This window comes from Streptomyces sp. NPDC058240, from assembly GCF_042882135.1.
Classification (GTDB): Bacteria; Actinomycetota; Actinomycetes; order Streptomycetales; family Streptomycetaceae; genus Streptomyces.
On record NZ_JBHVWT010000011.1, the window covers coordinates 86,758 to 98,510 of the forward strand.

Consider the following 11,753-nt stretch of genomic DNA (forward strand, 5'->3'; position numbering starts at 1 on the left):
CTCCCCGCCGAAGGACGAAGCAGGGCCTAGGGGCCCAGCCTCTCCACGACAGTGCGCGCCAGCTCCTGCGTGACCCTGGCGAGGCGCCCGTACGTCTCGTCGTCCTCCTGGGCGACATTGACGTCGTAGCTGACGGTGAACACGACGTTGTCGACGCGGACTGTGGTCTGCACCAGTGGATGGGGACCCGGGAATTTGACGAGTGTGACGGCCTTGTCGCCCAGACCCGCGGGACGTGCGACGGCTTCCGGAAGAGCTACCGTCGACTCCTCCGCGCCGTCGAAGTACTTCTGAGCTGTCTCCGCGGGAGTCATCCCGAACAGGGAACGGTGCAGCTTCGACTCGAGCATTGCGTTCGGCGCGGAAGCACTCTGCGTGCCCTCGCTCCACCAGCACTTGCTGGTGTCGAGGTGGCTGGCACTTCCTTCGTCGGCGACACTGCGCGCGTCCGGCACGACGTCTGCGAGGTCTTCCTTGGTCAGAAGGGCGCAGGCGGACGGGATCGCCTCGCGGCCAGGACCGGTGAGAACCTGGTCCGGCGCGTTCCCGATGCCGAACCACAGCGCACCGGCGCCGAGTACAAGAACGAGCACGGTCGTGAATCTGCCGATGAGGCGGATGACGTGACGTGCCGCACTCCGTTCGCCATCGGCGGATGGCCGGGGTGCTGCCACCGATCGGCCGTCAGTATGTACCGCCAGCCGTTCCTGGAGCCTGGCGTGCCGGAACTGATAGGCGGCACCGGTCTGACGGAGGAAGCCGAGGCGATGTGCCTCGCCGAGGAAGCCGACGAGATTCCAGGGGAGTTGTCCTTTCGCCCACGGCCAGGCCCTGGCGGAGGTGTAGCCGGCCCAGGCGGACATCGACGCCCCGGCAACGGCCAGAGCGATGGTCGTGACGGCGATCGTCACGGCCCACTCCGTGTGTCCGACGGACTCGTGAGCTCCGTTCGCCTCCCAGGTCGCCAGGGCCGCCACGGGGAAGATCACGAGCCCGGCCGCCCTGAGGACCGCACCGCCGCCCGCCAGAATGTTGACCAGACCGAGCGACGTCAATGTGGCGAGCCGGTCCTTGCGCAGTACCTCTTCTGCGCTGTTGTCGGCGTTGCTGGTCTTCATGCCAGGATGCAGCACGGCGCTGAGCACGAAGCCGCCGAGAAACAGCACCGGGGCGAGAGGCAGCTCCATCAGCCAGACACCCCAGCCAAGCGCCAGGATCAGCGCTCCCACCGCACCGAACAGGAAGCGGGGCACGGAGTCGGGACGACGGAAGTACCGGGGCGTGGCCGCCTTCTCCGGCGGGGCATGCATCAGATCGACGGCCGACACCAGACACAACAGCCCGAACAAGGACCAGACCGGGGACAACCCGACTCCGAACAACAGGACTCTCTGGTCGGACCGGTCGAAGAGCCACCACACGGCAGCCGTGGCGGCCGCCAGCGCGGAAAGCAAGCCCGCCTTCGCGGTGATCTGGGCGGCCTTCGGGTCGAGCCGCCACCACGCCAGGTCCTGCGTTCCCAGCTCATTCAGCCGCCGGGCGAGAAACGCGAGCCCTCGGGTGGTCCGCTCCGGGTGGTCGCTGACCGCTTGGACGAGCTGGTCGAGCAGGTGGGTCTCGATCGACGCCCGGGTGGGGAACCGGCGGGTGTCCAGGAGCTCTACCGGATCGCCGTCCGTCTCGTTGTAGGCGGTACGCGCCAGGCCCGTCATCAGCGGGGTCGACAGTACGCTTAGCAGGATCCGGTTGTGTGTGGCGTGCGGGCGGGACCGCAGGTCGGCGATGACCCGGTCCCACTTGGTCGACACGGTCCCTCCGCGGACCCGCTTCCGCGCGCTGCGGCGCAGGTACTGTGCCAACTCGTCCAGGGCCAGGGACCGCAGGCGTACGGCAGCTGTGGCGGGCAGTGCGAGGTCGGCTTCCTCGGTAGCCTTCCTGAACTCGTTCACCCGGCTGGTGAGTACGAACGGATCGTCCTGGCGCAGGCCGGCTCGGAGGCGGCGCAGTGCCTCGCTCTGCGCTTCGGGGCGCATTTCGTCGAAGCCGTCCAGGACGGGTAACAGACGGCGGGTGCGCAGGAGTTCGGTGGCCACCGTCTCCCCGGAAACGGTCCGCGCGGCGAGTGCCGGGTGGTCCACGACAAGACGCCCGGACGCCCATGACTCCAGGTCCTGACGGGCCGGATCCCAGGATGCCGGCGGAAGGATGACGGGCACTCGGCCACCGGGTTCTGCTCGCCGCAGGTGGTCGAGGGCGAAGCGCAGGGCCAGCACGGATTTACCTGCTCCGGCATCGCCCAGCACGAGCAGCCGGCCGGAGGATACCGTGGCGTACACCTCCGTGATGTCGGCGAGCCGGCCCGAAAGATCCAGTGCTTCGTCGCAGTCGTCGTCCCCGTGGATGCTGGACCAGTGGTCCGTGAACTCGGGCTCGTTCTCCCAGCGCACCGGCAACGGGCTCGGATGATGGAGTCCGCGCAGCTTCTCCTCGCGTCCCCACTCCGCGAGCAGTTCCTCGGCCAGCTGCTTCGTGGCCCCGTCCAGCTGTCGGCCGAGCCGGCGAGCGAGCGCGGGACTGTTGCGCAGCCGGGCCCGTCGTCGGCGCCGTACACCGGAACGCAGCATCAGGACCGCCGTCGCCGCACAGGCCAGACCTGCGAGCAGGAGCGCGCCGCGGACCCAACCGTCACGGTCGTACGCCAGACGGATCAGGGCCGCACCAGTGACAGCAGCGAGCACCGCCGCCACCGTCCGGCCGAGGGCGCGGCCGACCCCGTGGACGGGAACGTCCTCCTCACCGGGCCTCGCGAACATGTACGTGACGTACGAGTCCCGAGCCGCCGCATACACCTGGGACTCGCCACTTGCATGGACTTCCACCTGAACCGGGCGCGCCTCCGACTCACCGTCAGGCGTATTCAGTCCCACGGTCATTCTCCGGTGATGTGCTGGTCCCGCCCGGCCATGAAAACCTTGGCGTTGTCATGGGCCTCCGCCTTCATGACGACCGGACCGGTCTCAGGCCGCTCGTCCTGCGGCAGCACCGGCCCGAGGTGGTCGTCCAGCAGCGCCCGCAACTCGGCGGCGAAAGCAGGGTCGGCCTCTATCACCTGCTGAAAGCACAACCGCCAGGCCCCGGTGAGCGCCTGCTCGGTGTCTTCGTCGTCCGCTTCGCGAGCAGCGAGGACCTGGGCGCGGAGGACGTCCAGCTCGGCTCCGATGTGGGCGGCGCGGTCCGGGCGCGTACGGCGCCACAACGCCACGGTGGCGGCTCTCACCTGCTGCCAACCGTCCGTTGCCATGGCACTCACCAGGGCGGTCCCTGCCGCCAGCACGATCGGGTCCATCCGATGTCCCCCCTGCGGTCGTTGATCCGGGAACCCAATGTAGAAGGGCAACGTGTGGGCGGCGAGACCTCCCACCGGATTCGCCGAGCGGAGGCGGCGAGCACGGAGTCGTCGAGCGCAACGGGCAGGGGCGTGGAGTGGATGGGCCGGCGGAGACAACAGGGCTTCCCGGCGACTCCGGACCGGTCTCGACGCTCTGCCGATGGAGGACCCGCCCACTGCGTTTGTTCTCCTGTGAGATCGTCGCAGTCGGCGGAAGGCGGGCGGGCATCCCGCGCTGATGCCACCGCGCTCTTCCACAGGCTCCGTCAGCCGAGCAGGGCGGTGGCCGTGTTGATGAGCTCCGCGTCGGCGGCCTCGGTGCGGTGGGCGGCGATGCCGGACCGGAAGAGCGCCGCTCCTTCGATCAGCGCGGTGAAGACCCTTGCCCGTGCCTGGCAGACAGTGTCGGGGAGAGCGGGGTTGCGGGCGCGGAGGAACCCGGCCACATGGTCCTGGTAATCGCCGTAGAAGGTGCGTAGGACCGTCGCGACGGCTTCGTCACGGCCCGCCAGCGCCCACAACTCGGCGTAGACCCGTACGAGTCGCGGATCATCGTGCTCGGCCAGGAGTTGGCGAATCAGCCCCTCCGCGTCCGGCGTAGTATGCGCGGCCGTGTCGGTGAACAACGGGGCCAGCCTGTCGAGCGAGCGGTCCAGGGTGCGGTGCAGGACCGCGGCGATCAATTCGGTGCGGGAGGGGAAGTAGTACTGGACGTGCCCCAGGCGCACTTGTGCCGTGACCGCCACCGCCCGCATGGTCAGCTCGCTGTACCCGGACTCGAAGAGGATCTTCTCGGCAGCGTCCAGGATCAGAGCGCGCCGCTGGGCACCCTTGGTCGTGGTTGCCGTGCGCTTCTTCTGCTCCCGGGACCGGTCGCTCATGCCGCCACGCCCTCTGCATGTTCGTCGCGCACAACCCTGCGCACAACCAGGTCGACGCCCTGTGCGGCAAGGTCCGACGGCACGCTCTGCGGACTCGGGAGCTGTTCGGGGAAGACCACGCCGCTCGGTGCCGGGGCGCCGTCCTCGCCGCGTACCCGGCGCAACCCCATCAGGGCCCCCAGGGCGGTCAGATGGGCCTGCCCGGCCGGATCGGTTACGGTCGCGGAGAGGGTGTCGCCCCCACGGGTGACGTCGATGCGGAGCTGGGCCGTGCCGCCTTCACCGGGTGCGTACAGCAATCCGCGGCGGGCACCGGTGAAGCGTTCGCCGCGACCCCAGCGGAAGAACCCGAGCCGCTTGGCGGCCAGCAGGGCCGTCGTGGACGCGGGCGAGCTGAAGCCGATCCGGGTGGTTGCGGTCTGCGCCGAGAGGGTGAGGGGGAGAGTGAACTGCTCGGGGGTGTCGATCCTCGCGACCCGGGTGAGCGTCTTTCCGATGCGGACGCGGCGGGCGTCGCTCAGTGGCATGACCGTGTGCCGCTGTCCGTCCCGCATCACCTCGTAGTCCAGTCCGAGACGGTCCATGAACTCCACCGAGTCCGCGCCCGCCCGGTCGGCGAGGTCCCAGCGAATGGCCACGTCGACCGTGTCCGCGCCGCCCAGGCGGTCGCCGAGAGAGGCGGCGACGAGGCTGGTCACACCGCCCATCCACGCGGAGGACAGCAGCACCGGTGCGGTCGGGCCCGCCAGTGCCGCGACGGTGGCCGCGCGCTGCAACCGCGTGGTCCAGCGGGTGACGTCCACGAACGGCACGCCGCCGGTGACCGCGGCGCGCAGCACCCGGTCGTCCGGATCGTTGACCACGGTGACGACCGCGCTGATCGCCGCCCGGAACGGTGCCGGGTCCGCAAGGTCCCAGGTGCGCAGTTCCGCGCCCGTCTCGTCCGCCAGTGACTGTCCGCGCCGCACGGTCCGTCCCGTCAGTACCAGCGGCCACGACGGGGCCGCCATCCGTGCGAGCTCCGTGCCGACCGTGCCGTATCCGCCGACCAGGAGCACAGGTCCGTCGGCGTCAAAGATGAGTTCGTCATTCATGACACCAAATATAGGTCAAGCGACCAAAAAATGCCGCGGGAGGGTTGTGCCGGAAGCGCTCAGGCCTGATCCACCTCGCTCGCTGATCGCGTCGGCGATGACTCGTCGAGGCGTGCAAGGACGGTTCGGCCATGCTGCTGTGCCCTCTCGGCTTCGTACCCGAAGAGCGTTCACCGTGAGGCGATGTGGATCAAGAGGGAGGGAGCGGGCGGCCCGGTCTTCGTCTGCCGGACGCCGACTGGGACGCGGCGGTGCTCGGGGGCCCGCGTCACCCCGCGTGGCGATGGTGGATCTGCGGATCTCCGTCCTTCTTGCGAGCAGTGGGGCGAACGCGTCCGGCGACATGCGCAGCTGGCGTGCGTGGCGAGCATGTACCCGTGGGAAGTGTGTGCGCGGGCGCCTCTTCGCCACCCGGGCCGAGGCGAACCTGGCGCTCTTCGAGTACGTCGACGGCTTCTACAACAGGCGGCGCATCCAGGAACGGCTCGGCTTCCTCAGCCCGATCGAGTTCGAACGGACGGGGGCTGGTCCAGACGATCGGGGTGCCCACCAGCGCCCGCGTCATCAAGGCCCCATCAAAGCCGGACGGAATCGAACACGGGAGCGTCCGTCCCGGTTACACCTGAGGTGGAGGTGGGGCTCATGCTTCTGTACCTCACCAGGGGCCAGGTGGCGGTCGGGGCCGCCCTCGCGCTGCCGCCGACCGTGTGCGCGGTGCTGGTGCTCTTCCGGGCCGACATGTCCGACACCAACACGGTCCTGGTACTCGTCGTCGCAGTGGTTGCCGTGGCCGCCCTGGGACATCGCCTGGCCGGTGCGCTCACGGCCCTGTCCGCAGCGGTGTGGTTCGACTTCTTCCTCACCCGCCCCTACCGACAGTTCACCGTCATCAAGCCCGCCGACGTCGTCACCGCCGTGCTGCTCGTCGTCGTCGGCATCGCCGTCTCCCGGCTGGCGGCCCGCGCCCGGGAACTGAAGGTGATCGCCCTCACCGACGATGACTACCTGGCGCAGATCCACCACACCGCCCGGCTGGCCGAGACCAGCACCAGCCCGCACACCGTGATCGACCATGTGTGTCGGCAGCTCGTGGGACTGCTCAGGTTGAGTGGCTGCCGCTTCGAATACGGCACCCTCGTAGGACGCCCGCCTCGTCTGGAGGAGGACGGCACCATTGCCTGGGGCGACCGGTGCTGGGACGCGGACCGCGACGGCCTGCCCCGCGAGGAACTGGAACTGCGGGTCTTCCACCATGGACGCTTCCACGGCCGGTTCATGCTTCAGCCCACGCCCGGAGCGGCGCCCCCACTCGCCGCGCGTCTGGTCGCGGTGACCCTGGCCAACCAGGTCGGGGCGGAGCTCGACGCGGTCGGCCGCGCCCACGCTTGACGGCACGGGCCCGTCGGCCGAGCCGATGTCCCGGCTGCCGATCAGCCCACTGCTGCCGCCCAGCCACAGCTCGTAGGCCGAATCCTCATGAGCCGCTCCCGGGCGTCGCTCGACCAGCGCCTGGACACGCACGCCGGTCTCTCTCACTCGCCGTGCCTGGTGCAAGCCGTGGGCCCCACAAGGACGGCGAGCATGCCGCCGAATGCGGTGATCCCCGCACGTACTGCCACGGCCCCCACGTCCACGTCACGCCCCCTCGCCGGTGTATGTCCTCGCCTCGGCCGCCCTCACCTCGGCACCCCCACATTCTGGTCACGTCAGCCTGGCCAGATCGTGGTTGAGTTCGACGACATTGACGCGTTCCTGACCCAGAAATCCGAGAACACGTCCCTGGACGTGTCGGGCGACCAGTGTCTTGACCTCGGTGGGGGCGAGGTGTCGGGCCTTCGCGACGCGGTCTACCTGCTCATAGGCGTACGCCGGAGAGATCGCCGGATCGAGTCCTGAGCCGCTGGCGGTGACGGCGTCCGCGGGGACGGACGCGGGCTGGACCCCGTCGAAGGCGGCGACGGCTGCGCGGCGGTCCTTGACGGTCTTGATCAGGTCGGTGTTGTTCGGGCCCAGATTGGAGGCACCGGAGATCGTGGGGTCGTAGCCGCCGGCGGACGGGCGGGGCTGGAACCACTTGGGGTCGGGGCGCAGTGTCTCCTTCTCGTCCCGGGGATTCTTCTTCGGCAGGGAGAAGTTCTGGCCGATCAGGCTGGAGGCCACCGGCGTGCCGTTCGTCGTCAGCAGGGAGCCGTTGGCCTGGTGGGAGAGACCGGACTGGGAGATGCCGGTGACGAGCAGCGGATAGGCGATGCCGGTGATCACGGTGAAGGCCAGCAGTATCCGCAGGGCGGTCAGATGGTGCTGGAGTACGGGGGGAAGGTGGGTGCGCACCCTGGGATCGCCTTCTTCTCTCGTCGGGCCGTCTGTCAGCGCAGGCCGGGGATGAACCGAATGAAGAGATCGAGCAGCTTGATGCCCACGAAGGGCAGTACCAGCCCGCCGAGCCCGTACATCCAGATGTTGCGGCTGAGCAGTGTCGCTGCGGAGGACGGCCGGTAGCGCACGCCGCGCAGCGCCAGCGGGATCAGAGCAATGATGATCAGTGCGTTGAAGACGATCGCGGAGGCGATCGCCGAGGTCGGGCTGTGCAGTCGCATGATGTTGAGCTTGTCCAGGCCCGGGTAGACCATCGCGAACATTGCCGGGATGATCGCGAAGTACTTCGCGACGTCGTTGGCGATCGAGAACGTCGTCAGCGCACCACGGGTGATGAGCAGCTGCTTGCCGATCTCGACGATCTCGATCAGCTTGGTGGGGTTGGAGTCCAGGTCCACCATGTTCCCGGCCTCCTTGGCGGCCGAGGTGCCGGTGTTCATGGCCACGCCGACATCCGCCTGGGCGAGCGCCGGCGCGTCGTTCGTGCCGTCGCCGGTCATCGCGACGAGCTTGCCGCCCGCCTGCTCGCGCTTGATGAGGGCCATCTTGTCCTCGGGCGTGGCCTCGGCCAGGAAGTCGTCCACCCCTGCCTCCTGGGCGATGGCGCGCGCGGTCAGCGGGTTGTCCCCGGTGATCATGACCGTCTTGATGCCCATGCGGCGCAGCTCGTCGAACCGCTCCCGCATGCCCTCCTTGACAACGTCCTTGAGGTGGATGACGCCGAGGATGCGGGCGCCGTGCGCGTCGCCGTGCCGGGTCACTTCGCCGACGACCAGCGGGGTGCCGCCACTCGCGGAGATGCCGTCGACGATGCCGCCGACCTCCGCCGTGGGGTGGCCGCCGTTGTCACGGACCCAGCGCATCACCGCCGTCGCCGCTCCCTTGCGCAACGACAGGTTCCCCTGAGGATCGTCGAGGTCGACACCGCTCATCCGGCTCTGAGCGGTGAAGGGTACGAACCGTGCCTGGGCCAGTTCGCCTTCACTACGGCCGCGTAGCGCGTACTGCCGCTTGGCGAGGACGACGATCGAGCGGCCCTCGGGTGTCTCGTCGGCGATCGACGACAGCTGGGAGGCGTCCGCAAGTTCCTCGACGCTCACCCCGTCCACCGGCAGGAACTCGGCGGCCTGGCGGTTGCCGAGCGTGATGGTGCCGGTCTTGTCGAGCAGGAGGGTATTGACGTCGCCCGCGGCCTCCACCGCGCGCCCGGACATCGCCAGCACGTTGCGCTGCACGAGCCGGTCCATGCCCGCGATGCCGATCGCCGAGAGCAGCGCACCGATCGTCGTAGGGATAAGGGCCACCACGAGGGAGACAAGGATGACGATGGTCTGCTCCGCCCCGGCGAAGATGGCGAAGGGTTGCAGGGTCGTCACCGCGATCAGGAAGATGATCGTGAGGGATGCCAGCAGGATGTTGAGCGCGATCTCGTTCGGCGTCTTCTGCCGCGCGGCCCCCTCCACGAGTGCGATCATCCGGTCGATGAAGGTCTCCCCCGGCTTCGAGGTGATCTTCACGACGATCCGGTCCGAGAGCACTTTGGTACCGCCCGTGACCGCCGACCGGTCACCGCCCGACTCGCGGATCACCGGCGCCGACTCGCCCGTGATGGCCGATTCGTCGACGCTCGCGATGCCCTCGACCACATCTCCGTCGCCGGGGATGGTCTGCCCGGCCTCGACGACGACGTAATCACCCAGACGGAGAGCGACGCCCGAAACTTCCTGCTCCGCGGCGTCGGTCGCGCCTGGCCACCAGCCGGTGAGACGGCGGGCCGTCGTCGTCGTCCTGGCCCGGCGGAGAGTCTCCGCCTGGGCCTTGCCGCGTCCCTCGGCCACTGCTTCGGCGAGGTTGGCAAAGACGGATGTCAGCCACAGCCACGCCGTGATCACCCAGGCGAAGACGCTGGGCGCCCTGATGGCCGACAGCGTGGTCAGCACCGCCCCGACCTCCACCACGAACATGACAGGGTTGTGGACCATCACTCGCGGATCCAGCTTGCGCAGGGCGTCGGGGAAAGACGTCAGAAGCTGCCTGGGATCGAGCAGTCCGCCCGAGACCCGGTGCTGCTGACGCCCGGCGCCCGGCGGGCCGGGAGTGGGAGTGGCGGTCGTGGACATCAGTGCAGGCCTTCCGCAAGGGGTCCGAGCGCGAGCGCGGGAAAGTAGGTCAGACCGACAACGATGAGGATCACTGCGGTCAACAGCCCGACGAACTGCGGCCGGTGAGTGGGCAGGGTGCCTGCGGTGACCGGAACGGGTTGTTGCTCTGCGAGCGAGCCGGCGAGCGCCAGGACGAACACCATCGGCAGGAACCGGCCGACGAGCATGACCACACCCAGTGTGGTGTTGTACCAGACGGTGTTCGCGCTCAGCCCCGCGAACGCCGAGCCGTTGTTGTTCGCAGCCGACGCGAAGGCGTACAAGACCTCGGAGAAACCGTGCGGACCGGAATTGAGCATGGCTGCCCTCTCCCCCGGGAGCGCCATGGCCAGCCCCGCACCCATCAGTGCAACCGCGGGTGTGGTCAGGATGTAGAGCGAGGCGAATTTCATCTCCCGGCCCCGAAGCTTCTTGCCCAGGTACTCGGGCGTACGGCCGACCATGAGTCCGGCGACGAAGACGGCGACGATCGCCAGGACCAGGATCCCGTAGAGCCCGGATCCGGTACCACCGGGCGCAATTTCCCCCAGCATCATGTTGAAGATCGTCATTCCGCCGCCGCCCGGCGTGTACGAGTCGTGGGAGGAGTTGGCCGCTCCGCACGACGTGAGGGTGGTGGACACGGCGAACAGGGCCGAGGCCCAGATCCCGAAGCGCGTCTCCTTGCCCTCCATCATTCCGCCGGCCGCGTGACCGGCGGTGCTGCTGACGCTGTGCACCTCGTTGGCGGTGACGATGGCGACCGATGCGCCCCAGATCAATGCCATCACGGCGACGATGGCGTATCCCTGGCGGTTGTCGCCGACCATCGTCCCGAAGGTCCGCGGGAGCGAGAACGCGATGACCAGCATGAGGTAGATCTCGATCAGGTTGGTGAAGGCATTGGGGTTCTCGAAGGGGTGCGCGGAGTTCGCGTTGTAGAAACCACCGCCGTTGGTGCCCAGCTCCTTGATGGTTTCCTGGGAGGCGACGGGGCCTCCGGTCAGGCCCTGGTGCCCGCCCGCGATGGTGGTGATGTCGTGGATTCCGTGGAAATTCTGAACGGTACCGGCAGCCACCAGAACGATCGCGAAGACGAAAGCCAGCGGCAGCAGGACGCGAAGCACAATCCGCGTCAGGTCCACCCAGAAATTCCCGATGCGATCGGTCTTCTTCCGGTTGAAGCCCCGGATCAGCGTGGCGACAACGGCAATACCCACGGCCGCGGAGACGAAGTTCTGCACCGCGAGGCCCGCCATCTGGACCAGATGCCCCATCGCCGACTCACCGGAATACGACTGCCAGTTGGTATTGGTGACGAAGGATGCCGCGGTGTTGAACGACTGGTCCGTGGCGACCGGCTTCATTCCCAGGGACAGCAGGAGATGGTTCTGCAGGCGCAGAAATGCGTACAGGAACAGTACCGATACGGCCGAGAAGGCCAGGATGCTCCGCAGGTAGACCGACCACTTCTGGTCGGCGTCGCCGTTCACTCCGCCTGCCCGGTAGATCAAGCGTTCAGCCCGCCAATGGTGATCGGTGGTCAGGACGCGGGCCATGTAGCCGCCCAGCGGGCGAAATGAGAGACCTAGCGCGACCACCAGGGCAAGTACCTGGAGCCAGCCCGCGAGGGTGTCGTTCATCCGGGCTTTCTCCTAGAACTTCTCGGGGAAGATCAGGCAGATGACCAGGTAGATCACAAGGCACGCGGCAACGATCAGGCCGACGATGTTCTCCACGTTCACAGGCGTCCGACCCCCTTGGCGGCCAGGCCGATGAGGGCGAACACCACTACCGTGAGGCCGATGTACGCGATGTCCGACATGCGCGAAGCACCCCGCAGAGTCATGAGGGGCGGGACTTTTGGGCCCTC

Annotated in this window: 9 protein-coding genes and 1 pseudogene; 2 read left to right on the forward strand and 8 right to left on the reverse strand. The window is 68.3% G+C overall.

The genetic code is table 11. The features are described 5' to 3' along the window. Nucleotides 1–26 precede the first annotated feature (26 nt). From ACFVX4_RS19935 to ACFVX4_RS19950, 4 genes are all read right to left on the reverse strand, one after another. Complete coding sequence (locus tag ACFVX4_RS19935) at nt 27–2,813, reverse strand: NACHT domain-containing protein (RefSeq protein ID WP_389978840.1); 2,787 nt, start codon at nt 2,811–2,813, stop codon at nt 27–29. Between the two features lie 116 nt (nt 2,814–2,929). After that, entirely contained in the window at nt 2,930–3,301 is a 372-nt protein-coding gene (locus ACFVX4_RS19940) for a hypothetical protein (RefSeq protein ID WP_389978843.1), read from the reverse strand. Nucleotides 3,302–3,654: 353 nt separating this feature from the next. Continuing rightward, a complete protein-coding gene (locus ACFVX4_RS19945; RefSeq protein WP_389978846.1) occupies nt 3,655–4,269 on the reverse strand; it encodes a TetR/AcrR family transcriptional regulator in 615 nt (204 codons plus the stop codon). Next, nucleotides 4,266–5,363 (reverse strand): saccharopine dehydrogenase, encoded by a 1,098-nt coding sequence (locus tag ACFVX4_RS19950; protein ID WP_389978848.1) that lies wholly within the window; start codon nt 5,361–5,363, stop codon nt 4,266–4,268. The genes ACFVX4_RS19945 and ACFVX4_RS19950 overlap by 4 nt, the downstream gene beginning before the upstream one ends. Nucleotides 5,364–5,766: 403 nt before the next feature. On the opposite strand from ACFVX4_RS19950, the pseudogene ACFVX4_RS19955 reads away from it, so the two are divergent. Continuing rightward, a pseudogene (locus ACFVX4_RS19955) lies at nt 5,767–5,880 on the forward strand (IS3 family transposase); the annotation flags it as partial. A gap of 125 nt (nt 5,881–6,005) precedes the next feature. Further along, nucleotides 6,006–6,752 carry a DUF4118 domain-containing protein gene (locus tag ACFVX4_RS19960; protein ID WP_389978851.1) on the forward strand — a complete coding sequence of 249 codons (747 nt, stop codon included), beginning with the start codon at nt 6,006–6,008 and terminating at the stop codon, nt 6,750–6,752. A 312-nt stretch (nt 6,753–7,064) separates the two neighbouring features. Here ACFVX4_RS19960 and kdpC read toward each other — a convergent pair whose 3' ends face one another. From kdpC to kdpF, 4 genes are read right to left on the reverse strand one after another with little or no spacing between them, the layout of a single operon-like run. Beyond that, a complete protein-coding gene (gene kdpC, locus ACFVX4_RS19965; protein ID WP_389978853.1) occupies nt 7,065–7,694 on the reverse strand; it encodes a potassium-transporting ATPase subunit KdpC in 630 nt (209 codons plus the stop codon). A gap of 35 nt (nt 7,695–7,729) precedes the next feature. Then, nucleotides 7,730–9,859, reverse strand: a complete 2,130-nt coding sequence (gene kdpB, locus ACFVX4_RS19970; protein ID WP_389978856.1) for a potassium-transporting ATPase subunit KdpB — start codon at nt 9,857–9,859, stop codon at nt 7,730–7,732. Then, on the reverse strand, nt 9,859–11,523 hold the full coding sequence (gene kdpA, locus ACFVX4_RS19975; RefSeq protein ID WP_389978860.1) for a potassium-transporting ATPase subunit KdpA: 1,665 nt from the start codon (nt 11,521–11,523) through the stop codon (nt 9,859–9,861). The genes kdpB and kdpA overlap by 1 nt, the downstream gene beginning before the upstream one ends. Before the next feature lie 12 nt (nt 11,524–11,535). Continuing rightward, nucleotides 11,536–11,625 carry a K(+)-transporting ATPase subunit F gene (kdpF, locus tag ACFVX4_RS19980; RefSeq protein ID WP_306091126.1) on the reverse strand — a complete coding sequence of 30 codons (90 nt, stop codon included), beginning with the start codon at nt 11,623–11,625 and terminating at the stop codon, nt 11,536–11,538. Nucleotides 11,626–11,753 lie beyond the last annotated feature (128 nt).

What these genes read in the sequence shown, in the direction of transcription:
- ACFVX4_RS19935 (WP_389978840.1), bottom strand. Translation starts at nt 2,813, where the DNA reads ATGTTCGCGAGGCCCGGTGAGGAGGACGTTCCCGTCCACGGGGTCGGC.
- ACFVX4_RS19940 (WP_389978843.1), bottom strand. Translation starts at nt 3,301, where the DNA reads ATGGCAACGGACGGTTGGCAGCAGGTGAGAGCCGCCACCGTGGCGTTG.
- ACFVX4_RS19945 (WP_389978846.1), bottom strand. Translation starts at nt 4,269, where the DNA reads ATGAGCGACCGGTCCCGGGAGCAGAAGAAGCGCACGGCAACCACGACC.
- ACFVX4_RS19950 (WP_389978848.1), bottom strand. Translation starts at nt 5,363, where the DNA reads ATGAATGACGAACTCATCTTTGACGCCGACGGACCTGTGCTCCTGGTC.
- ACFVX4_RS19960 (WP_389978851.1), top strand. Translation starts at nt 6,006, where the DNA reads ATGCTTCTGTACCTCACCAGGGGCCAGGTGGCGGTCGGGGCCGCCCTC.
- kdpB (WP_389978856.1), bottom strand. Translation starts at nt 9,859, where the DNA reads ATGTCCACGACCGCCACTCCCACTCCCGGCCCGCCGGGCGCCGGGCGT.
- kdpA (WP_389978860.1), bottom strand. Translation starts at nt 11,523, where the DNA reads ATGAACGACACCCTCGCGGGCTGGCTCCAGGTACTTGCCCTGGTGGTC.